This is a genomic window from Candidatus Chryseopegocella kryptomonas, assembly GCF_001536065.1.
Classification (GTDB): Bacteria; Bacteroidota; Ignavibacteria; order Kryptoniales; family Kryptoniaceae; genus Kryptonium; species Kryptonium kryptomonas.
In genome coordinates, this window is sequence record NZ_CZVW01000005.1 from 38,690 (window position 1) to 62,759 (window position 24,070).

The 24,070-nt window shown below is 36.5% G+C and carries 22 protein-coding genes; all 22 read right to left on the bottom strand.

The genetic code is table 11. From position 1 onward, the window contains the following. Positions 1 to 19: 19 nt before the first annotated feature. The 22 genes from AWW83_RS02980 to AWW83_RS03085 all read right to left on the bottom strand — a co-directional run bounded on the left by AWW83_RS02980 (position 20) and on the right by AWW83_RS03085 (position 24,054). Positions 20 to 1,276 (bottom strand): DUF4159 domain-containing protein, encoded by a 1,257-nt coding sequence (locus AWW83_RS02980; RefSeq protein WP_092348226.1) that lies wholly within the window; start codon positions 1,274 to 1,276, stop codon positions 20 to 22. A 13-nt stretch (positions 1,277 to 1,289) separates the two neighbouring features. Then, positions 1,290 to 1,709, bottom strand: a complete 420-nt coding sequence (locus AWW83_RS02985) for an ExbD/TolR family protein (protein ID WP_092348229.1) — start codon at positions 1,707 to 1,709, stop codon at positions 1,290 to 1,292. 10 nt (positions 1,710 to 1,719) lie between these two features. After that, positions 1,720 to 2,583, bottom strand: a complete 864-nt coding sequence (locus AWW83_RS02990) for a MotA/TolQ/ExbB proton channel family protein (RefSeq protein WP_092348233.1) — start codon at positions 2,581 to 2,583, stop codon at positions 1,720 to 1,722. A 22-nt stretch (positions 2,584 to 2,605) separates the two neighbouring features. After that, complete coding sequence (locus AWW83_RS02995; RefSeq protein ID WP_092348239.1) at positions 2,606 to 5,761, bottom strand: tetratricopeptide repeat protein; 3,156 nt, start codon at positions 5,759 to 5,761, stop codon at positions 2,606 to 2,608. An 18-nt stretch (positions 5,762 to 5,779) separates the two neighbouring features. Then, positions 5,780 to 8,746 (bottom strand): hypothetical protein, encoded by a 2,967-nt coding sequence (locus AWW83_RS03000; RefSeq protein WP_092348242.1) that lies wholly within the window; start codon positions 8,744 to 8,746, stop codon positions 5,780 to 5,782. Between the two features lie 17 nt (positions 8,747 to 8,763). Further along, positions 8,764 to 9,681, bottom strand: a complete 918-nt coding sequence (locus AWW83_RS03005) for a PorV/PorQ family protein (RefSeq protein ID WP_092348246.1) — start codon at positions 9,679 to 9,681, stop codon at positions 8,764 to 8,766. Positions 9,682 to 9,700: 19 nt separating this feature from the next. Beyond that, a complete protein-coding gene (locus tag AWW83_RS03010; protein ID WP_092348249.1) occupies positions 9,701 to 11,353 on the bottom strand; it encodes a discoidin domain-containing protein in 1,653 nt (550 codons plus the stop codon). 112 nt (positions 11,354 to 11,465) lie between these two features. Beyond that, the gene (trmB, locus tag AWW83_RS03015) at positions 11,466 to 12,170 is read right to left on the bottom strand and encodes a tRNA (guanosine(46)-N7)-methyltransferase TrmB (RefSeq protein WP_092348252.1); all 705 of its coding nucleotides are present in this window, start codon (positions 12,168 to 12,170) and stop codon (positions 11,466 to 11,468) included. 11 nt (positions 12,171 to 12,181) lie between these two features. After that, a complete protein-coding gene (locus AWW83_RS03020) occupies positions 12,182 to 12,610 on the bottom strand; it encodes a DUF2231 domain-containing protein (RefSeq protein WP_092348255.1) in 429 nt (142 codons plus the stop codon). Between the two features lie 24 nt (positions 12,611 to 12,634). Further along, complete coding sequence (locus tag AWW83_RS03025) at positions 12,635 to 12,979, bottom strand: histidine triad nucleotide-binding protein (RefSeq protein WP_092348258.1); 345 nt, start codon at positions 12,977 to 12,979, stop codon at positions 12,635 to 12,637. Between the two features lie 20 nt (positions 12,980 to 12,999). After that, complete coding sequence (locus AWW83_RS03030; protein ID WP_092348259.1) at positions 13,000 to 13,878, bottom strand: cell division protein FtsX; 879 nt, start codon at positions 13,876 to 13,878, stop codon at positions 13,000 to 13,002. Continuing rightward, positions 13,875 to 14,732, bottom strand: coding sequence for a prephenate dehydratase (pheA, locus tag AWW83_RS03035; protein WP_234697232.1), 858 nt, complete (start codon positions 14,730 to 14,732; stop codon positions 13,875 to 13,877). The genes AWW83_RS03030 and pheA overlap by 4 nt, the downstream gene beginning before the upstream one ends. Continuing rightward, positions 14,729 to 15,226: a hypothetical protein gene (locus AWW83_RS03040; protein ID WP_092348260.1), complete on the bottom strand. Its 498-nt coding sequence runs from the start codon at positions 15,224 to 15,226 to the stop codon at positions 14,729 to 14,731. The genes pheA and AWW83_RS03040 overlap by 4 nt, the downstream gene beginning before the upstream one ends. 2 nt (positions 15,227 to 15,228) lie before the next feature. Beyond that, positions 15,229 to 15,816 (bottom strand): hypothetical protein, encoded by a 588-nt coding sequence (locus tag AWW83_RS03045; protein WP_143713872.1) that lies wholly within the window; start codon positions 15,814 to 15,816, stop codon positions 15,229 to 15,231. A 3-nt stretch (positions 15,817 to 15,819) separates the two neighbouring features. Continuing rightward, positions 15,820 to 17,085 (bottom strand): NADH-quinone oxidoreductase subunit NuoF, encoded by a 1,266-nt coding sequence (gene nuoF / locus AWW83_RS03050; RefSeq protein ID WP_092348264.1) that lies wholly within the window; start codon positions 17,083 to 17,085, stop codon positions 15,820 to 15,822. After that, a complete protein-coding gene (gene nuoE, locus AWW83_RS03055) occupies positions 17,085 to 17,561 on the bottom strand; it encodes an NADH-quinone oxidoreductase subunit NuoE (RefSeq protein ID WP_092348267.1) in 477 nt (158 codons plus the stop codon). The genes nuoF and nuoE overlap by 1 nt, the downstream gene beginning before the upstream one ends. A gap of 84 nt (positions 17,562 to 17,645) precedes the next feature. Beyond that, positions 17,646 to 18,887, bottom strand: a complete 1,242-nt coding sequence (gene nuoD, locus AWW83_RS03060) for an NADH dehydrogenase (quinone) subunit D (RefSeq protein ID WP_092348269.1) — start codon at positions 18,885 to 18,887, stop codon at positions 17,646 to 17,648. Between the two features lie 2 nt (positions 18,888 to 18,889). Next, positions 18,890 to 19,396 (bottom strand): NADH-quinone oxidoreductase subunit C, encoded by a 507-nt coding sequence (locus tag AWW83_RS03065; protein ID WP_092348272.1) that lies wholly within the window; start codon positions 19,394 to 19,396, stop codon positions 18,890 to 18,892. A 24-nt stretch (positions 19,397 to 19,420) separates the two neighbouring features. Then, complete coding sequence (locus tag AWW83_RS03070) at positions 19,421 to 19,918, bottom strand: NADH-quinone oxidoreductase subunit B (protein ID WP_092348275.1); 498 nt, start codon at positions 19,916 to 19,918, stop codon at positions 19,421 to 19,423. Next, positions 19,909 to 20,265 carry an NADH-quinone oxidoreductase subunit A gene (locus AWW83_RS03075; RefSeq protein WP_092348283.1) on the bottom strand — a complete coding sequence of 119 codons (357 nt, stop codon included), beginning with the start codon at positions 20,263 to 20,265 and terminating at the stop codon, positions 19,909 to 19,911. Before AWW83_RS03075 ends, AWW83_RS03070 begins: the two co-directional genes overlap by 10 nt. 148 nt (positions 20,266 to 20,413) lie before the next feature. Then, the gene (locus AWW83_RS03080) at positions 20,414 to 22,435 is read right to left on the bottom strand and encodes an OPT family oligopeptide transporter (protein ID WP_092348286.1); all 2,022 of its coding nucleotides are present in this window, start codon (positions 22,433 to 22,435) and stop codon (positions 20,414 to 20,416) included. 38 nt (positions 22,436 to 22,473) lie between these two features. Continuing rightward, on the bottom strand, positions 22,474 to 24,054 hold the full coding sequence (locus AWW83_RS03085) for a mucoidy inhibitor MuiA family protein (RefSeq protein WP_092348289.1): 1,581 nt from the start codon (positions 24,052 to 24,054) through the stop codon (positions 22,474 to 22,476). Positions 24,055 to 24,070: the final 16 nt, after the last annotated feature.

A 24,070-nucleotide genomic window follows, 5' to 3' on the forward strand; every position in this document is an offset into this window, starting at 1 on the left:
TCGCCCTCCTGAAAAAAATTTATTGTTGCATTACGACTTTTTCTTTATTTTTGGCGACAATTCCGCCGGGTTGATTCATTGCGAAGATAAGTATATTCAAACCCATTTGCAATTGTCTTGAATTGTCAAGCGGGGGTGTCGCATAAGGCCAGTCGCCCCAAGCTTGCGTATAACCTCTATTTGAAAGCACAACAGCAAGTCGCCCACCGAGCCAAATTCCTTCAAGATAATTATAAATTTCCCTTGCTGGTCTTCTTGAATCAACCCTTGCAAGATCATCACCAGCTGGCGGACCGTCAAAATCTTTCCAGATGTGATAAATCGGGTGATTATTTGGAATTCTCTCCCAAACCGCATCATAGCCCAAGGCATCTTTAATCAATTGTTTAACGGAGCGCGTAAATGGTCCATAAGCTGAGGCAAGCCCATCATCTATGAATAAAAATCCACCGGAACGTAGATACTTCGCAAGATTTTCAACTTCATTCTTCGTGTATATAACTTCACCATCATATCCCATCATTATCAAAATTGGGACATCCATAATGTTTTTAGAATCAAGTCGTATTGAACCCATCAAATTTAATTGAAGATTTGGTAAAACCTCCATTGCATATCTTTGTAGATTTTGTAAAGCAGCGGGTCTGTAATTCCACATTGGCTCACCATTTGGCGCAGATTTACTGCTTCTGTATTCAACTTGATAAACATTCAAAAAGCCTCTCCAATCCTCTTTGCTTCTCCCTCTTTCAAGCCATCCTTCAAATCTATCCATAAAATTTGTATAACTTATCAATTCCTCTTGCAAACTTTTCACAGTTCTACCAGCCTGACGCGTATCTGTTATGTCATAGTTCAAACTTGGTCCTGAAAGGATTGCAGGCGGAGAATATGTTCGTTCTATATATTCGCCTGGTCTTGCAAGTGAAGCAAGCGAAGTCCCACCGTGAACAGCTGCGGTTGTCATTGAACGAGCTGACATTCGTGGTTTTTGAGGCGCTGTAAATTTTTGAAGAACGCGCTCAACAATAGTTGGCATCTTTCTAAATTCTATGCTCTTTGTCAATCTTGGCGGACGCTGAATGAATTTAACTGTCGTGGGCGGACGTTTTGCTTCTTTTTTCTCCGGAAGTTTTATGTTCAAAATCACCGGCAAACTATGAATAAAAAACGCTATCAACAGAAACTTCAACAATGCCTTTCTGTTGTCATAAATAAACTTCGCAATTTTATCACTTAACTCAACTCCCGGTATTTTGTAATTTCCGTTGTTCATTTCATAAAATCCGCTATTTTACTTGAACTTCCTCTTCTTCCTTTTCCGTAGCAATCGCAAGTTGATCAATACCGCACAACTTTGCAATATCCATAACTTTCACAACAATCCCGTGCAAAGTTTTTTTGTCAGCTTTTATTATCAAAACTTTGCTACCAAATATCTCCTTATCTTTGAGCATTTCCTCTTGAAGGTTATCAAATGTCACTCTTCTTCCGTTTAGATCCATTTCCCCATTTGAAGATATAACAATTGTCAAATCTTTCTCGGGTGGTGCATCTGAAGAAGCAGCCGTAGGCAAATCAACTTTAAGACCGCTTTGAACTGCAAAAACAGTCGTCACCATGAAAAATATCAAAAGTTGAAAAACACAATCAATCATCGGTGTTAAGTTAATGTCAACTGCATAATCGTTGTTTTTCTTTTTTTTCATGGCAAAAATTTTAATCTTTTTTCTCTTTCAATTTTTCAATTATTTCTTTCTCAATTGCGTTTGCTTCATCGTCGGAAATGTCAAGTTCAATTCTTTTTCTTCTCAAATACTCACTTTCTTCCTCCGTTAAATTTCCATTCCTATAGATGCTTGCAACTATTGCTTTATATGCTTCAATTCTGCCATGTTCACGAAGCAGTGTGTTAATGAAATGATTTTCAAACGGTTCAAGTCGCCTTGTAATTTTTTCGGCTCTTCTTCTTAAAAAACTATATCCAAGAACCGACGGAATTGCAACCGTCAAACCAGCTGCTGTCGTTAAGAGCGCAACTGAAATGCCATGTGCGACAACCGCTGGATCACCACGACCTCCTTTCGCAAGCTCATCAAAAGACATTATCATTCCAACAATCGTCCCAAAAAGTCCAAGTAGCGTCGCAACATTCGCAATTGTTGCTACAACAGGCAAGAATTCCTCAAGATATTCAGATGTTGAATCAACCGCTGTATCCATAAGCTCCTGACGCATATCGTTAATTGAGCGATTTTCTTGAAGCAAAAATTCATATCTTTTTAAAACCGACAAAAATACGAAAGATAAAGCATCTTTTTTATTCTCAAAATAACTAACAACTGGCTCAATTTTTCTGTTTTCCTTCAAAATTTTCTCAACCTCCTCAAGAATTAAAGCTATTCTCTTATCCTTTGGAATTCGCAAATACCTGTAAATTCTTTCTATAATTATCCCAAGCGAAATCACTGAAAAGATGAAAAGCGGAACCATTATGGCAGGTCCGCCTTTGATTATGATGTCAACAAGCCAGTTATCCCAAAGCCACGACCACCACGATTTTTGCTCAATAAAAAGCAACATAAATTATCACCGAAATTTATTTTCAAAAGTTGAAATTGCTCCTTAACCATTCAAGATGTTCCCTTGCGAACAGAACCGCTGCTCGTGCGTTGTCATCATTTGAATTCTCATAATCACGAATTATCTCCTCATACATTTTCGCTGCCCTACGCCAATCACCAAGTTGTTCATAAGCTGCTGCTATATTCACACGACACCCAACAACTATATCTGAATCTGGGTACTTCTGCCAGATCTTCGTCAGTTCTTCTATTGCTTTTCTATAATCTTTGTTGTCAAAGTATTTCATCGCTTCTTGATATTCTGCGTAAACATTTATCAATTTTAAATCACGTATCAACTGCTTTGCCTCACTTGCTTTTTCATGTTCTGGATAAGATGCAACGAATTCTTCATACGCCTTTTGAGCTTTTGTATAATCTTTTGAGTTGTAATAATAATCTCCAATCGTGAACAAAGCTATTGGAGCATATTCACTTTTGGGATAACGCTTGACAAGTTGTTTAAAAATTTCAATCATTTGCTCGGGCTTTTGCAGTTCATAATAGCACCAACCCTCGCTATACATCGCTATCGGGGCGAATTCACTGTTCGGGAAAATTCTGTAAACATTTCTGTATTCACGAATCGCATCTTCATACTTCCCCATATTGTAAAATGATTCTGCAATGTTAAAATAAGCTTCGGCTGTAAATTCATCCTTTGAAAATTCACGAACAAATTTTCTGAACCAGTTTATCGCTTTATCCCAGTATCCAAGGCGAAATTGAGAATAGGCAAGGAAAAAGAGAGCATTTTTGTAATTTTCCGAGTTCGGATAAAGTTTCAAATATCTGTCAAAAATTTCAATTGCATTTTCATATTCTCCTTTATCATAATAAACTGCGCCAACCGTGAAAAACACATCTTGTATAAATTTTGAATTCGGATATTTTTCTCCTGCTTTTGAAAGAACGCTCAACGCCTTATCAAATTCTCCAATTTCTCTGTGAGAATTTGCAAGTATATAAACTGCCTTTGAAACGATGCTTTCATCTGAAACATCGCTCTGAAAGACATCATTTGCCAGTTTTATTGCGTTTTTATAATCCTTCGCTTCAAAATACGCTTCAGCCAAAACCGAAGTATATTTTATCCTCTCGCTCGGTTCGGGCGAAACATCAATCAACTTTGAAACAAAGTTTATTCCTTTTTCAATCTGACCTGACTTAACATACGATAGAGCGAGTTTCTCATTAACCTGCGGGACAAGTTGCGATAAAACTTCGTTAAACTTTTGATTTGACAGACAAACTTCAAAATCTTTTATCGCATCGCTATACTGTTCTTGCTGGTAATAAAGAGAACCACGGGCATAATGTGATTGCAATTTTAAAATCGCATTCGCTCTCTCATCGTTTATGACAAATGTTAATTCATTTACTGCTTCTTTATATTTCCCTTGCCCAATGTAAATGTCCGCAAGTGAGAAATGCACTTCTGGAATGAAATAAATGCTATCTTTCATTGCTTCGGCTGTTTTTAAAACATCTTTTATAAAGCGTTCGCCCTCCGCAAACTTGTTCTGTATGCTGAAAGATTTTGAAACCTTGATGAAAGCAGGCAAGAAGAAACTTGAAGATGGAGATATTTTTGAGAAAACATTTAACAAACTATCGTATTTCTGCGTGTCAAAATAAATCAAAAGCATATAATAATAAACCTCATCTTTATTCAAATCTTTCGGATTTTCAGAGAGAACTTCGTTTAACTCATTTATTGCTTCTTCATATCTTTTTGACTCGTAAAAAGTTCTCCCAAGTTGAACACGGGCATGAACATATTGAGGTGTGTTTTTATATTTTGTCTTTATATCCACAAAACATTTTTCTGCGTCTTGATATTGAGCAAGCGCAAGATGTGAAATCCCCTTAAAGAAAAGCATATCTGAAATATATGAAGAAGTTGGAAACTTGATAAGAAAGGAGTCACATTCAGCAATGGTTTCCTTGTATTTTTTCGCATTATAGAGGCAAATAACCTTTGAATAAATTGCGTCTTCAACAGGGAAATCAATTAAAAATGCAACTTCGCCATACGCTTTGATGTAAAAATCATACTCATTTGCTGCTTTATCATATTGAAGTGAATCCTGATATGCCTTCGCAATTAAATACTGCATTTTTGCCCGCAACTGCTTGTTATCAAAATTTCTGTCAATTGCTTCTTTATACACAAGAATGCCTTCGTTAAGTCCTTTTTTCTCAAATGTATATTGTGCCATTTTTATGTATGCGGTTTCAATCAAACTCGGCAAAAGAGAATAAGTTGCTATGACATTTCTATATGATTTAATTGCTTCCTCAAAGTTATCCATTGCCCTGTAACAATCCGCAATTCTTAAACTTGCTTTGGCAACTATCTCAAGAGGTGTTTCTTCTGCTTCCCTTCGGGTGACGGCTTCAAAAACTTTCCTTTCTCTTACCGCTTTAAGCTCAATTTTTTCAAATTCCTCTTTCTTAAATGTTTCTGGTCTGAATTTCTCCGTTATGTTTTTAAACCAGTTTAAAGCGAGATCATAACTTCCTTTTTCAAAATAATTTTGCCCGATTTGATACATTGAATGTGGGATAAGGTTGTCTTTCGGGTATTTTTCAATCAAGGTTTTAAAATAGAAAATTGAACTATCAAGCATTTTCAATTCTTTAAAAGCCCAACCAATTGTATAATACGCTTTAGGAACTCGCTCGTCGGTGGGAAATTTATTTATTAAATTTTTTGCTTCTTTAATCGCCTCTTCAAATTTTCCCTCTTCATAGTAAATGTCTGCGATCTGATATTGAGCAAGAGCGGAAAGCCATGGTGAGTCAAACCTTTCATTCGCAACAATTTTGAAATTTTTAATTGCTTCATCTGTAATTTTAAGTTTCCGTAAAGCATTTCCCTTTTGATAGTAAGCTGCGGTTTTAACACTAACAATGAGATCACCGCTGAAAAGTTGAACTTTAACACTGTCTTCGTTTAAAAATTTGCTCTTCGTGTTTATGATCAAATCATATTGCTTTATCGCTTTTTTAAAATCTCCAGATGCATAAAAATTCTGACCTGAAATAAAAGCTTTTTGAAGTTCAAGCGGTGTCGGAACAAAGTTTGCAACTATTGATGCGGTAAGCGTAATTATTATGATAATTTTCCACATCTTAAATCACCTCCATAATTAAAATCCAGCTATTACCGTGAAAAATATCGCTGATTCATCACGGCTGTATCTTTCTTCACCTGGTTTTATGAATTTTCTCTTTGTGAATTTATATCCAAAATCAACAACTATTGAATAACCTTTATACGAGCTTTGATTTGTGAGTGAGAAAGCAATCGTTGACCTGTTTTCACTTCCTGTGCCATCTTTAAGATTTCTTATTCTGTAAGCAAATGCATCTGGCAATCCAATCATCGTCAGTCCTTGCAATCCAAAATTAAAAACAGATCTATCGGTTAATTTGTATCCAACTCTAAAAATTGGAATTGTCTCTTGTGTATGTTGATTTATAACAGTTATCCTACGCAATTGACCGCCGACATCAAAATAACCAAGTTTCGTTTCTTTAACAGTTCTGACTTTAAATTGTGGTTTTATTTCAAGCCGTCCGTTGAGAAACTTTATCGTGTAGTCAATCTTATGAACAAGTCCCCAAAGAGTGATTCTTCCTTCAAGTTGATCGCCTGTATATTTTGCCTCCGGAAGCAACGCTTTTGTTGGGTCTCCAAGCGGACGCTGAAAATTGAGCTCAAAACGAACTCGGTTTTCAATGTTAAGATTTGGTATTTGCGTATATCTTGTTTCAAGATAAAGATTATGGACGAAGCTATTGCGATAATTTAATGGATCTTCTGTGAAAACTGGGAATGGACTTGTTATCGTGATCACGCCTTTGTATTGATAAACCGGATTTGGAATCCCGTCTTGAACTCTTTTTGCTACATAGTAAAGTAAGAGCGAACCAAGTCGTGGATTTGAAGTTGTGTAAAATGTTTTTATATAGCTAACTTTGTTGATTCCACCTCTTGCGATAGCATTTTCATTTATGAAACCAATTTGAGCAGTCCAATTGCGTGTAAAATTAATTTTTGTAAATGCATGATATCCGTTTATATCCGGTTCATACGGATAATCGGGATAAATGTCGTTTTCTTGCTCATCAATTACTCCGTTGTTATTCCAATCATCTCCATAATCAAACAGTGGCGGATCGCTATAGTAAGTTAAAAAGTCCTCTTGATAATCAGGAATTCCATTTGCATTCTGATCATCGTCTGGAATCCCATCATTATTTCTATCTTTCCCCGGAAATATGCCAGCATCTGGTCTTCTTATGATGCTCGTTAAACCGATTAACTCATTTGCGTTTTGTCTATAACCGAGCAAAAATGGATCAGGTGTTGGATTTAAAACATCGCTGTTTTCAAAAGTTGGATTTGGAGTTGCATTGTAAAAATAAAAGCCATCTTCCCATCTATCTCTATCATCGTTGTCATCAACGAGAGAAAAATAAGCACCACCGGGAATAAAAGAAATGTTACTTGAAACATCGTAAGCGGTGACTCCATAAACATCCGGAGCAAGATAAGCATAACCTGAACCTGTAAACTGCATATAATAGCTGTTCTCAAGCGAATAAATATTTAAAGCAGTTGTGTACACCGGCTCAATTTTGTATCTTTCAAATCCAAAGGTTAAACGCCCGACCTTTTTTGATGCCTTGATATAAAATGCATTTCCAACCTGCGTAAACCATGGTCCCTTGCCGACCGGATATTTTGACCATTCCAAACTTTGAGCAAATTCACCCTCAATGTTAAATCCTTTCCAGTTAAATTTGAAATTCAAACTATAAACACTCATTCCCGTCGTCAATGCGTAATTAAATCTCACAACTTGCCTATTTGAAGCATCTTTGACATTTCCTTCAGCTCGTTTTATCAATCTGAAAAATGTTGGTGTTCCAACAGCGATTGAATCATAATGTGGAATAAATCTTGCTCCCGTTGGCTGTTCCCAATCATCAAGACGATTTACAAAATCATGAGCTGCTTCAATTTTAAAATCATTCGCAACTATAATTTCAAATTCAACTGATTCAACACCCGGCGGAATAATGTATCCGAATGTAATGTTCCCATCACTCGGTATCTGTTCTGGATAAACTGGAAGTGCAGATAACATTGAACGGAACTTATAACCCGGTCCGCCCTGAATTGGTGTGTATGCGGTATAACTTAATGTGTCTGCTCCCGCAACCCAAAGAGTTCTATCAATGCTGAAATTTCTAAAAACATAATACTGAAGTGGCGCCCCCAAAACTGTCTCCTGTGGTATCGGAGTTCTACCGTTTATATTCTTTGTTGGAACTCTTTTACCGTTTATTTTTACAACTGGCTCAGCGTAGATAATTGGACCTGAGCCATCTTTGGGCGAATCATCACTTATTCTGACAAAAATTATCCTTGGAACTCCATTCGGCGGGACCCCTTTAAATGGAACGTCACGAGCATTGACATCCATCCTTCGCGTGTGTTGATTTACATAAGTTGCGCCTATTGTCAAAACATCACCTATATCAGTTTCAAAATGCCCACCGAAAAGATACTGCGCCCAATTCCTCACCCTTTGAACGCCATCTATCAAAAGCGGACTATCAAATCTAAATCTTACAGGATCACTTACCCTTGAAGCAATAAATGTCCCTCTATATTTTGTCGTCGCCCCATCCCATCTTATTCCATTAAACCTTGCCTTGTCAAAAGTCAAAGATGTAAACTTTGTTCTTATCGCATCTCCAATCATCAATCTTGTCTGAAAATCGCTGTAATTATCACTTGCTATTACAAGATTTTGAAAATACTGATAATAAAATCTTGATTTCGTCAAACTGCTAAAACCGCCAAGTTCTTGTCCCGTATATTGTCGCTGATTCTCAAGCAATTCAAATATCAAACTTCCATCAATCAAAAAATTTCCAAAATTATCATAAAATCTTTTACGCAAAAACGAGATGCTGTAATTTTCATAATTTCGCCCCGAATAATTCAGATAACTTTCTTTATCTCGTGCTATGAATTGAGCCTTGGACTCCTCAAAAACCAAAACCAGAAGGAGCAAAATTAAAAATTTTTTCCCAAGCATACCCAATTTCTAATTTTTTATAGATTGAATTCAACGCTGAACTTATGGCTTCCACCAGCATCGGGAATTTCAAATTGATAAACATAAACATAATCAATTTTAAACTTCCAATATCTTAACCCGAAGCCAGGATTTACACTACTTTGTTTAACTCCGTTTAAACTTGTTCCCGCTGAACCTCTCAAAACAAACTCAAATTCACTATTCAAAAATTTTTCCGAAAATGCAGAAATTTCAAAACCAAGATCAACTTTAAAATCCTCATCAGATTTAAAAACGCCAATCCCAAAAAGATAATTGAAAGAGTTTGAGACATAGACAATTCCACCCACTATTTCCAAAGGCAATTTCGCATCTTTTGATTTATTAACCGCAATGCTCGGTTGAGTTATATTTCTTGCTGAAACCCCAAATCTTAAATCTGAACCGTTGATAAAATTTTGCCACACAAAAATAGCCCCCGCATCAAATGTGAAGTTAAAATATGAATATGCAGATTCACCAACAGGTGCAACAGAAGACCAGCGAAGGAACTTAACACTTCCACCAAGCGATAAACCCTTGATATACTTAAATTCTCTCGCAACTGAAAAAATCAATTGATTTTCGTTCCACATTCCAGTTTTGAAAAATGTAACTCCTGCACCGAGATCAAAAATTGAAAACACTGGCAAAACCGCACCAAGCGTAAGGTAATATAAATTTTCGTCTTCAACGAAAGGATACAATCTTGAATATGTTGAAGCGAAGGATAAATTTTTTAATTGTCCAATTCCAGCGGGATTATAAAAAATTCCGTATGCGTTATTTGAAATCGCAACATAAGATAAGCCAAGTGAAAAAGCCCTTGCACCATTTCCAAGGTCTTTGAACGCACCTGCAAAACCAAAATCAAACACAACCAAAAAACATATTACGAAAAAAATTTTTCGCATATTTCAATTGTGTTAATTTTCAATAAACAACGGTTATCGTTTTAAAGATCGTTTCAACTCCTTTATCAGCTTCAATAGCAACTCTCAACAGATAAACACCGGGTCTAACTGTCCTTCCAGAGTCATCTCTACCGTCCCAAAGGAATGAGTTTGAAGATATATAAGCAAACGCTTTGCTTTGCCCATCGTAAATGGTTTTAACAAGCTTTCCAGTTAAATCAAAAATTTGAATTTTCAAATTTCTCTCAACATTTAAATTAGCAAGGAAAAAACTTATTTGCGTCCTATCGTTTAATCCATCTCCATTTGGAGAAAATGGATTTGGATTTATCTGTAAGTCAACGATTAACTTTTCCGGAACATCTGTGGTAAATACAGTTTGAGTGTTTGTGCTTCCCCTTATCTTTGAATCAATAAATTGCGGATTATCTGGAGTTAATTTGCTTATCGCAACCGCTGGAAACTCGTTAACATCAAGATAAAGCGTCAAACTTAATTTAACTGCCAATCTTGAACTTGCTTTAATTGACTGCGGAAAAGAAATTTTAACATAATCAGGCGAAACTATCGCATTAAAAGTCACTGGATTCCCGTTCAAAGTAACTGCGTCAATAGTTGCGGGTGAAGGTGTGAATATAACAAGAGTGTCAATTCCAAGCGAATTTTCATCAACATCAATATCAAAATTGCAAGTTATTTGAGTTCTCTTTAAAATTGGAACAACTTGCGGTTCAACTTCAATGAAGATATTTTTAGCGACAAGATTTTTGTTGTAGTAAATTGCAAGTTTCCTTAAAACAGGGGTTTCCGTGCTTGCAGTTCTAAGATTTGCTTTAAATTGAATGTATCTTCTTGGTTCAGCAACCTTTAAAATATCTTTAACTTTTATTTCAGGCGACCATTGACTGAAAAAGTTTGTGTTATTTAATTCTCCAGTTCTAAATTGTAAACCAATATCTGTTCCCTCAGGCAATTCAAAATCAAATTCTGCCCATCCCCAATTAACCGGTCGCCCAGCATCTATAACTTTTGATACATAACTTCCGGATGAAAGGTATCCAACTCCATAAATTTCAATTTCAGATATCACAGTTGAACTAAATCTATCAATGACATCAAAACTCACCTTAACAAACCTGGCAAGCATCGGATCAAAAATGTCAAGTGTTTTAACATCAAGATTATCTGTCTTTTGAACGATTCTTGTCAGTTGCAGAGAATCCAAGCCGGCAAAAATTGTGTATGCTCTCGGTCTTAAAGATGCATTCCCGCCAAATGTCACAATTACAACTTTGTTAATTCTTCTAACAGCCAGAAGGTCAATCAAAATATAACTTCCCTCACCACCCGGTCTTATTTGGCAAAAAGTTCTTGTATCTCCGTCAATTACCTTCATCGGATTTCCAGTCACAGTGTCAATATCGCCCGTTGAAGTTCTGGGTGCACCTGTTCCGTAATAAGTTATCGTTGCCCGTCTGCCTTTTGCAAGGTTTTCTTGTTCCCCAGTTTTTAAAATCACATGCCCTGATGAATTTAAAAGAGCCACCCCTTGACTTGATGTGCTATCAAAATATTGTGTGAAATTTGAAATGACAATAGAATCTGTGACAACCTGTGATTTTGCGGTTAATGCTGTTATTATGACAAAAGCAAGCAGAATTTTTATTCGCATAAAATTTCATTGCGATATTTTTCTGTTTCAGTTATTGAATTTATCAAATTTTGATCTATCAAGTCAAGGAAATTTGGCTTAAAAATCGGGTTTTCTAAAAATGTCCTAAAAATCAGAGCGATTGAAACTTTTTTATAACTCTATCAAGACCTTTTGAATAAACAACATACCAAAGGTTTTCTTCTGTCAGATATTCATTGATGTCAAAAACAAGAGGATGGTAGATTTTTCTAAACTTCATATAATAAATCTCCTTTCCCTGACTTCTCCACTTTTGCTCGTATTTGGTTGGGTAATAACCAGGATTTTGAGTTGTAAATCCATCTGGATAAACACTTTCAAAAACACCAGAATCAATCATTGACTCAACAACAAAATCTCTAAACTCTGGATGGTCGGTTGTGACAGAAACAAATCCTCCATCTTTAAGTCGTTTTGCGAGCAAGCGATTGAAGTTTAACTTCAACAATCTTCTTTTTTTATGCCTTTTCTTAAACCAAGGGTCTGGAAAATTAAAATAAATATGGTCAAAACTCTTATCATCAAACAGAATCAAAAGCAACAGCTTAGCATCGCCGACAAATAATCTCACATTGTCAAGTCCTGCTTTTTTTAATTTTTTATCCGCTTTCTTAGCAAAAAAATTAACAATTTCAATTCCAACAAAATTTTTATCAAGATTATCACTTGCAATCTGAACGAGAAAAATTCCGTTGCCAAATCCAATTTCAAGCTCAACCTGCGAATTCCTACCAAACAACAAATCAAGATTAAGTGGGAAAGTTGAATTTTTCCAGCTAACTATGAATGTGTCCATACCGCAAAACTCTAATTTAATTTTACTCTAACTCCAAGGTCATATACAAGTTTAACTCCAAAGTAAGCTGTCCTGAAAATGAAAAACAATGCGACAAGATAAAAAGACAGCAAGATGATAAACACTTTCAAGTTAATCTCTTTTTTGCGTAAAATGTTATGAAGTTTGAAAAGAAAAATTATTGACAGAGCAAGCAATGAAAAATTTGCATTTGATTGGTGATTGTTTAAAATAATTTTAACTTCTTCGTTTAAATTCAAAGGTTGCGAATCAATGTTTCCTGTTTGAACGGAAATGATAGCGAAAAAAAGAGCAAGACCTGAAAAAAGAAAAGTTGAGTTTTTAAATTTACTTTTGCCAAAAAATTCAAGAAATTCAAAAATAAACGAAAGCAAAACGAGTGAAATTGGGAAATGGACAACGATTGGATGAAGAAGCATATTTTCAGGATTTAACTTTGTTGCTTATCCCGGTGGCCACATCATAATTCTTCCGCCAAGAAGATGAAGATGCAGGTGATAGATACTTTGCCCAGCTTCACGATTGCAATTAAACACAAGACGATATCCACGGTTGTGAATGTTAAACTTCTTTGCAACTTCATTCGCAACAAGTATCATCTTTCCCGCAAGCTCGGTATCTTCGCTTTTTAGATCAAGAAGCGTTGAATAATGTTTTCTCGGGACAACGAGAATATGCACCGGAGCTTGAGGATTAATATCACGGAAAGCGACGATTTCATCATCTTCATAAACAAAATCCGCAGGCATCTTTCCAGCTATGATTTCACAAAAAACGCATTCTTTCATTTTCAATGTCTTCGTTTGTTTTATGTGATAATTTTATAAGTTATGTATTTTCGTGCTGAGATCCAGCTACCGACAAAACCAAGAAGACAACCCGCAAAAACAACGAGCAAATAAAAAAACAAAGGTATATTGACATTCGTTATCACATCATCCGGCAACTGTGGAATTATAACCTCAACGAGCAAATAAATCAAACCTGATGAAAACAAACCAGCGATCAATCCCTGCAAAAATCCTTGAATTAAAAACGGCGACATTATAAAGCCACGCGTTGCGCCCACAAGTTGCATCGTGTTTATAAGTTTTCTCTTCGCCTGAATAGTTAAACGTATTGTATTTATCACAAGAAGAATTGAAATTAAAGCAAGCAGAACCCCGCTTAAAAGAAACGATTGGGTCAAGATTTTAAATCTCCTCTCAAGGATGCTTAACAAAGCTTTTCTATATCTTACCTCCTCAAACTCCGGAAATCTTCTCAATTTTCTCACAAGATTTTCAACGCCCTGCGTTGTCCTGTAATTTTCTTTCAATTTTATTTTAAATGACGCTGGCAAAGGATTAAAATCAAGGATGTTGAAGATATTTTCTCCAAATTCTTCCTCAAATATCTTCGCTGCTTCATCTTTGGAAATGAAAACAACTCTTTCAACTTCATCCATTGAGATAATTTTCCTACGAAGCGAATCTATCTGAGAATTTGAAAGTCCGTCTTTCAAGAAAACTTCAATTTCAATTTTCTCTTTTATCGCCTTGATTAATCTGTTAAGATTATAACCTGCGACAACAAACGAGCCGATCGCAAATAGAGAAATGAAAAGGACAAAAATTGAGGCAAAAGATGAAAATTTTGACTTCCTGAAACCAGAAATCGCTTCTTTAATTACATAACCAAATCTCATCCGACCTCCCTCCCCTTCTCATAAGTTCCAAGAAATTTGTAATAATTCGCCAATTCGTTCAATTCTCTCAACGCATCAGAGCAAACTTTATCTGCAACGCTTCCCTCAAAATCAAGATAAAACATATAATTCCACGGTTGCCCTATTATCGGTCTTGATTCAATTTTTAAAAGATTTATCCTTCTTCGGGCAAATACACCAAGCGCAGTATATAAAGCGCCGGGGATGTTCTTCGTGACAAAAATTATTGATGTTTTGGGATTTTCCTTTGCGATTATTTTTTTTCTTGATAGGATCAAAAACCTTGTGAAATTTTTTCTGTGATTTTCAATACCTGCTTTTAAAATTTTCAATCCATAGTAAATCCCGGCTTGTTTTCCTGCTATAGCTGCACCGTCAAGAATTTTCTTCTCTTTTATCATCTTGGCTGAGCCAGCAGTGTCATAGACAGGGATTATTTCAACATTGCGAAGCTTTTTTAAAAAATCTTCACACTGAGCAAGTGCTTGAGGATGAGAATAAATTTTTCTCACATCGCTTAATTTCACTCCATAATTTGCGAGCAAATAATGTTTTATCCTCAACTTAACTTCACCAACAATGAAAACATTATACTTTCTGAGTAAATCATAATTTTGATGTATGCTACCGTAAAGCGAATTTTCAATTGGAATAATGCCGAAATCAACTCTCCCATTTTTAACATATTTGAAAACATCTTCAAAAGTCGGAAGCGGGACTGCGCTCATCTTGTCTCCGAAAAAGGCATAACCAGCCTGTTCGCTGAAAGCTCCTCTTTCCCCTTGAAAAGCAACTTTTAAACTCACTTCAAATAAAATTTTGTTTTTCGTCAATAATTTGACTCATCACGCCAGAAAACGATAAGCCACGGTTCAGATGGACTGCGTCGTTGCAAAATGAAATTTGCCCTGCCATCAACTTTAACTATATCAGCAGGATTAAATGTCACGGTTAAATTAAAACTTCGGACGACATTTCTGTAAAGAGAATCTCCAGTGTCAACGATTATGTTGTTCCAAATCAGGTCAAGATTTTGCGTATTTCTGAACAATCCATAAGTTGCTCTCATTTCATCAACCTTTCCCCAGGATATATCTTGACCTTTGTCATAATCACGATAAACGAAGACGAAATTTTCATCAAGCAACCTGCTGTAAACTGCGGTATCCTTAAATGTATAGGCATATCTAAAATTTTGAAAAACTCCTTCAATTGTTCTTTGATCTCCGAGCAATTCAGATTCCTCAGTGCTTCTGTCAAGTCCCGGTGCAAAGGGATTAACACACGAGATAAACAAAATTGAAAACACAAGATAAAAAATTCTCATTCTCAATAGCTAAATTTTGCTTTTAACTCGCTCCAGCTGAATTCATTTTGAATTTTTAAATCAATCCACTTGTAAATTGCCCAGTTCCCATTTCTATCAGATGCAAGATAAAATTGCAAATTCCCTTTCGCACTTTGCGGAACATCTTTCAAAGTATGTTGAAAACTCACAAGGTAAGTTGCATAATAAACCGCTGAATCCGTTCCCAAACTTTGAAAACTTCCAGAAAGTATAAGTTCAGAAACATTTCCGGATGGAACATTTGCCTTTATGTTGTTGAAATAATTTCTTTCGCTGTTTAAATTCCAGTTTCTAAAAATTTCTGGATACTGAACCTGCGCTTCCTGCGTAGGAATAAATGTAAATTTTTTATCTGAAAAGTTTGAGTCAATGAAACAGCGTATGTAATTTTCAGTGTTTCTATCGTAAATTGCGTTGCGTAAATTTTCAAGAGTTATATCTGGCGTGATGGGCTGTTTCCAATTTGATTGACCTGAGACCTCCGCTGGCAATTCAGGCGAACGAGTTTTAAAAAGTTGACACGAGATAAAAAGTAAACACACTAAAATTACCTGTAAAATTTTAGCCATAAATTATTTTTCTACAAGCACAGTTGATTTAAACTTTATGTATTTTTCAAAGTCCTCTCTAAATCTTTGAACCCCAAACTTTATAGGCCATGCTGCTGCATCACCAAGTGCGCAAATTGTATTACCCTCAATGTTTCCAGCAACATCTATTAAAAGATCAAGGTCTTCAGGTCTTCCGTTTCCTTTTAAAATTCTGTCAAGAATTTTAAACATCCACCCTGTCCCTTCTCTACAAGGCGTACATTGACCGCAGGATTCATGCCAGTAAAATTTAGCAATTCGCCATAAAACTTTAACCATATCCGTATCCTCATCCATAACAATTACTCCACCCGTTCCTATCATTGAACCAGCGTTTCTCAATCCGTCAAAATCCATCGTTACACCTTCAATTTGATCGCCACGCAAAGCTGGAGTTGATGAACCGCCGGGGATTACTGCTTTGATTTTTTTATTGTTTCTTACTCCACCAGCATATTTGTAAATCAAATCAGTTAAAAGAATTCCCGTTGGCAACTCGTAAATTCCTGGTTTATTCACATGACCGCTGACACCAAAGAGAATTGTTCCCGGATGTTTTGGGGCGCCAATCTTTGCATACCATTCACCACCTTTTTCAATTATCACTGGGACATTTGCAAGAGTTTCAACATTATTTATCGTCGTTGGATAGCCCCATAGCCCGTATTGAGCTGGAAATGGTGGTTTAACTCTTGGATAACCACGCTTGCCTTCAATTGATTCCATCAGCGCCGATTCCTCACCACAGATATAAGCACCTGCACCACGATGGATATACATATCAACGCTAAAACTTGAACCGAGAACATTTTTCCCTATGTAACCTCTTGAATAAGCTTCGTCAATTGCGATTTGAAGTATTTTCATCCACTTAACATATTCACCACGGATATAAACATAAATTGTCTGAGCTCCTATTGCGTAAGCTGCGATCAAAGCGCCCTCAATCAATTGATGTGGATTTTTCTCAATTATTGCTCTGTCTTTGAAAGTTCCGGGTTCTCCTTCATCAGCATTGACAATTAAATACTTTGGGCGTGAATCTTTCGGCATAAAACTCCATTTTAAACCAGTTGGAAACGCTGCACCACCCCTGCCTCTTAAACCGGATTTTTTCACTTCTTCAATCACATCATCCGGCTTCATTCCAAGTGCTTTTTTTAGCGCTGAATATCCACCATTTGCTTCGTAAACTTCTATTCTGTGAAGTTCAGGTATGTCCCTGAGTATGAGCTTTATCTCTTCCATTATCTCTTATCCCGACTTAGTTGTTCAATTAATTTGTCAAGTTTTTCCTTGTTCATATTTTCGTAGTAGTCATCATTAACTTGAATGACAGGAGCAGTTCCACAGGAGCCAAGACATTCAACCTCAGTGAGTGTAAACTTCATATCAGGTGTTGTTTGACCAACCTTAATGTTAAGTTTTTTCTGCAAATATTCAAGATTTTCATATGCTCCATTCAACATACAACTTACATTAGTGCAAACCTGAATGTGATACTTACCAACAGGTTTTTTGTTATACATCGTGTAAAAAGTGACGACGCCATAAACATGGCTATAAGGCAAGCCAAGAAGTTCTGCAACATAACGCATGACATCTTCCGAAATCCAACCAAATTGTTCCTGTGCAATCCAGAGAACGGGTAAAAGTGCTGCTTGCGCTGTTGGATACCTTTTTTTGATTTCTTCAACCTTTTTCAAATTTTCTTCTGTGAACATTTTCCAGAGTCAAAATTTATTTTTCAATCATTTGAACTCTTGAACTTTTGAACTCTTGAACTCTTGAGCTATAAAATTTTAACCTCACTTATCCGCTTCTCCCATAACTGTATCAATACTTCCCCTTCTTCCTACCATATCATCTCTCCTATTCCCCTTTCCCCTCACTTTCAACTCTTGAATGTTCGTAAATGAAGGTGATCTGACCTTCAACCTCCACGGATAACCCGTGCCATCACTTACAATATAAAATCCAAGTTCGCCTTTTGGATTTTCAACTGCATGATAAACTTCTCCAACTGGTGGAGTTCCACCAAAATTCGTGAGAATAAAATCGTGGATCAACTCCTCCATCTTTGTGTAAACCTTTTCCTTCTTCGGTAAAGTCGCTTTTGGTTCATCAGCTTTAACCGGACCTGATGGCAATTTCTCAATGCACTGTCTTACTATCTTAACACTTTCCTTCATCTCATCAAGTCGCACATAATATCTGGCAAGGCAATCTCCCTCTTCATAAACTGGAATATCAAAATCAAGCTCATTATAAACAAGATAAGGTTCATCTTTTCTCAAATCTCTCGGCACCCCAGAAGCCCTAAGATTTGGTCCACTCAAACCAATGTCAATCGCTTGTTCTTTCGTTATCATACCTATGCCATCGGTTCTTTCAATGAAAATTCTATTTTTGTTAAGTAATTTTTCGCACTGTTCAAGTTCTTTCGGGAAATTGTCAATAAATTCTTTTATCGCATGTATTCCTTCATCGGTTATATCCTGAGCCACACCACCAATTCTTGCATAACTTGTTGTAAATCTAACTCCAGTGACGATGTCAAATATGCTCAAAATTTTTTCTCTTTCCCTGAAACACCACATAAAAACGGTCAAAGCCCCAACATCCATAGCAAATGTCCCAAGCCAAACAAGATGCGAAGAAATCCTTGAAAGTTCATTTAAAATGACACGAATATACTGAGCTCTTTTTGGTGCCTCAATTCCGAAAAGTTTTTCAACCGCAAGCATATATGCGGTATTATTTGAAAGAGGTGCAAGGTAATCCATTCTGTCTGTATGCGGTAGAAATTCAAGAAATGTCATATTTTCAGCAATTTTCTCCTTACCACGATGCAAATAGCCAAGTTCCGGAACTGCGTCAACGATATATTCACCATCAAGCTTTAAAACCAATCTCAAAACCCCATGCGTTGCAGGATGTTGTGGTCCTACATTTAAAATCATCTCCGTCCCAAGTGGATCTTGTCTGATTTCAGCTTCTATGTTCCTTCGTCCAAGTGATTCAACTATTTTATCTATTTTCTCTTCCATCTTTAACCTCGCTGAGTTTTTATTTTCTCCTGACCCGGTAAAGGGATTGAACCTGGAATTCCCTGCAATGGAAAATCTTTACGCAACGGATAATACTCAAAATCCTCCGGCATATAAATTCTTCTCAAATCAGGATGTCCTGAAAATTTAATTCCAAACATATCAAATGTTTCTCTCTCGTGCCAGTTCGCAGCTGACCACACAGATGTAACAGATGGAACAACAAGATCTGATTCATCAACGAAAACTTTTAATCTCAATCTGAACTTATTTTTCAACGACCAGAGATTATAAACAACCGCAAACCTATCTTTTTCCCTAAAATAATCAACTCCACAAATATCAACGAGATAATCAAAAGCAAGCTCTTGATCTTCTTTTAGAAATTTGCAAACATCAACGATTTTTTCTTTTTTTACAACGATTGTTAATTCACCGCGAAATTCTGAAACTTCAACTATGTCCTCTTTGAAAAGATTGTTAAGTTTTTCAATGATTTTATCTTTCATTTGTGCGATTTTGATTTGTTAAGGTTAAATAAATATCGGGTCTCTTTTTGGTGGAACACCTTTTTTGATCAATTCTTGAATTTTAAGCAATCCATTGATTAAATTTTCGGGTCTTGGTGGGCAACCGGAGACATATACATCAACTGGCAAAAATTGGTCAATCCCTTGAACAACAGCGTATGACCTATACATTCCGCCTGTTGAAGTGCAAACACCCATTGCAATTACCCACTTCGGATCTGGCATTTGATCATAAATTTTTCTCACAACACGAGCCATTTTATAAGTCACAGTTCCAGCTACAATTAACAAATCAGATTGACGGGGTGAAAATCTCAAAAATTCAGATCCAAAACGAGCAACATCATACTTGGGTGCAGCGAAAGCCATCATCTCAATCGCACAACAAGATATTCCAAGTGGCATTGGCCAGAGAGAATTTCTCTGAGCCCAGCGAATGAACTCGCTTAACTTTGTTGTTAAGAATCCCTGCTCCTCTATGTTAAATGTATTTATTCCCATCGCAGTGCTCCTTTTTTTATTATGTAAATGTAACCAACCAAAAGAACTAAAATGAACAAAAACATTTCTACATATCCTAACACACCAAGCTTGTCAAAAGTTACAGCCCACGGATACAAAAAAACAATTTCAATATCAAAAATTATGAAAAGCATCGCAACAAGATAAAACTTAACAGAAAATCTGTCTCTTGCAGTTCTTATCGGCTCCATTCCGCTTTCGTAGGTTGAAAGTTTTTCAGGATTGGGTTTCTTTGGTCCGAAGATTCTATTGGATAGGACCATAAATGAAGCGAAAATAAGAGCGAATGTCATTAATATGAAAATCGGAAGATATTCACTTAACATTTTTAACAATGTGCTTTTGTTTAAGAAAATCACATATAATTTAAAACAAGTGCTTGAAAAATCAAAAACCGATTTCACATGCTTCACAAAAATATAAAATCCTCCCCCTTGTCCGGGGGAGGATGAAAATTGAATGAAAAATTAAAAATTATTTTTTCTCACCCTGAGAAGCATAACGAACTGGAGTTATTATCAAAATCAACGCAATTATAAGAATTACAAACAAGCTGATAAGATATGATGGGGTTGGGGTTATCGGTTTTATTTTGACTTCGTAGAAAGCAAGACCAGCAAAAATTAATCCCATCAACGCTTCACCAGCAATTAAACCAGAAGCAAGAAGAGTCCCATTATTTTCAAGTTTTGACATTTGCTCCTGTGTGAAACCTCTTCTTTTTGCAATTAAATCCGCAATCCCTCTAATCAAACCACCAACGAAGATGGCGGACGTTGTTTCAAATGGCAGATACATCCCAACGCAGACAAGCATTGGGCTTCTCACCTGAAGCAGTATCAATCCAAAAGCCATAAGCATACCGACAACGATAAGTGGCCAAGCCATTTCACCGCCGACGATACCTTTTGAGAGCATAGCCATCAAACTTGCCTGAGGCGCAGGGAGTGCTTTTCCACCAAAACCAGTTCCACCTGCTTTTATATCGCCTTGATGTAAAACAAGCAACGGGAAGTAAAGAACAAATGAAGCAACGAAAACACCAATTATATCACCAACCTGCATCTTCCACGGCGTTCCTCCAAGAATATGACCAACTTTCAAATCTTGGAACATTTCACCAGCAACAGCAGCTGCTACACATATAACAGCAGCAACACCAAGGACAGCAGCAACACCAGGAATTCCCTTAACACCAAGAACAACCATCAAAAGTGCAGCAACTATCAAAGTTGAAAGCGTAAGACCACTTACAGGATTATTGCTTGAGCCAATAATTCCAACAAGATAACCAGAAACCGCAGCGAAGAAAAATCCAGCAATTAACATAACTATCGTTGCAGTGATTGATGCGTTGAACATACCGCTGAAATAGTAATAAAGCACAAAAGTAAACACAGCAAAAATTAAAAGAAGTGGAAGAACCCATTTTAAACTTAAATCTTGATCAATCCTGCTTATTGTCGTCGCTTCGCCAGAGGTTGCTTTCTTTAAATCGGTGATTGAACGTTTAAGCCCGATTGCAAGGCTATTTCTCATTCTATAAAGGGTGTAAATCGCACTTAAAAGCATTCCACCAATTGCAATCGGGCGAACGATAAATTTCCAAATAGCATAAGATAATTCAACCCATGATGTAGGTTGACCCTCTTTAACAACAAGCGGTTCAAGTTGTGGACCAAGGAAATACATAAGGAGTGGGACAAACAATCCCCACGCAAGCAATCCACCGCTGAAGTTAAGAGCAGCAAGCCGTGGACCAATTATGAATCCAACACCAATATATGCTGGGCTTACCGCAGGTGCAGTTAAAAGTGTTCCTCCACCAGCAGAAACACTCGTTATCTCCTGTCCCCTTCCACTTAACAACTTTACACCCGTCTTCGCAAATGTTGTGAACTTTTCCCAGCTTGTCGCAAAGAAATTAAACTTTCCAAGTGTTTGAATTAACGCACCAATTCCCATCGCACCGAAAAGATATTTTGCCCCACTTCCGCCTGCCTGACCAGCTTTGTGAATTTCAGACGCAGCAACTGATTCAGGGAAAGGCAATTCTGGATCTTCTACAAGAACTCTTCTCAAAAGTGTGACAAAAAGAATACCAATAACTCCGCCAACAAGCATTATTAAAGAAGATTCCCAGTATCTTTGTGGAGCATCAAAATTATCCCAAACACCCGCTATCAAAAAAGCCGGAATTGTAAAAATTGCACCAGCTGCAACAGATTCACCAATTGAGCCAACTGTTCTTGCAAAATTTTCTTCAAGTATTGTCCCTCTAAATAACCTCAAAAATGCCATACTTATAACCGCTGCTGGATATGTAGCTGCAATAGTCATTCCCGCTTTCAAACCAAGATAAGCATTCGCTGCTCCTAAAACGACAGACATCACTAATCCAAGAATCAAAGCACGAACCGTAAATTCTTTCATCGTTTGTTCAGGTGGAACAAGTGGCTTATACTTTAATCCCGGACCACTTTTAACTTCTGCCATTTTAACCTCGCTTTTGTTTGAGATTTTGTTATATTACATTAATCCAGACCATAAACTCTGACATCTTTCGGATGCTCAACATAAAATTTCAATTTTAAAATTTTTTTCTCCCCCGCTTTCAAATTGAACTTCCAAGTTATAATTCCATTCTCTCCAATCTCCGCTTCTTTTTCGTCTGGGGACTCAAGCACAACTTTTATTTTCTCATTTCTTGAAATTGGATAATTTTCTTTCACCTCAACAAAAACATCAACGCCTTTGCCATTTTCAATTTCTGTTTCATACTCATACGAAACTTTCACCGTCCCACCGAATACGCCTATATATTCTGTGAATTTATTTTTCAAGTTGCGATTAATTTTTATTGCTTCATCAACTCCAAGTGATAAATCAAACATCTGCCCCGGCAAAATTCTCTGAATTAAAGAAGATGAAATATATTTACCATCAACATAAATCTTCGCCTCACCTGGCAAAATCGGAAATCCAAAATCGTTTTTCAATTTAACTCTCAAATAAGCATATCTTGACAATTTCGGGACAGCGTAATAAACCAGCTGACTTTCCTGAGAAAACGATGCAAGGAAAATTTTGTGCGATTGATTGTCCGATGGAATGTTAAGTTTTTGAAACTTGAAACTAACAGATGTGATTGATGTTTCAAATTCCGGTGAAACATAAAACGGCTCAATAATTTCAGGTATTTCTACTTTTTCCTTTCTTGGCATTTCCATAAAAATACGCTTTTCAGACCTCACAGGTGGTTGATAAATATCAATAGTCCATTGTGATAACTCAGGTGGGGTTCCAGAAACAGCAACTGGCGCAGTAGATATTTCTGCAGGGACATCAATCCAATCTTCACCCGTCATCTGTCTGACAAAAGAAAAATAATCAAAATCAACTTTCCCAACATTTGAATTTGCCCGCACCTCATAACCAGAATTCCAACTAACCCCGTAAACAAAATATGAAACCTTCAACTCAACATTCTTGTCCGAATTTGAATAAATTGCAATTTCAACATTTTTCCCCTTCTTCTTTACAGATGAAATTTGCTCAAGTTCATCTTCAACTTTTTTCTTCTCCGCTTTTAAATCCTCAATCTCTTTTTCAATGCGATTTTTCTCTTTTATGTTCTCTCCAAGCGTCTTGCTGAAAAATTTTAAATAAGATTCAATCTCCGAAACCGTAAATTTTTGTTTCTCACTTGCTGGTGTTAACTTCTTTAAAAGTTCAATTTTCCCAAGAACGACATCAAGTTCCCCCTGTTTTGAAGTTATCAAATCATTCAAACTATCTAACTTCGCCTTCAATTTTTTGATCTTTTCAACTTCTGGACTTTCAAGATATGTCTCTTCAACTTTCACATCGGAAATTTTTACACCATCCCCTTTTAAAATTTCAACTTGAACAGATTGATTATTCAAACTTTCTGGAAACCCCGAAATTTTTATCAAGTTTTCCCCTTTTTTGAGCGATGTTTCAACAAGTTTCGTTATGAAAGCTCCATTTGGATAAATTGTGATGAAAGAAATTTTTGATTTCGGCATGTGCTCAACTCCATTTGAAATTTGAAGAACGAAAAAAGTCAAAATTAAAAATAGAAACTTTCGCATACCTTTTGAAGTTTTG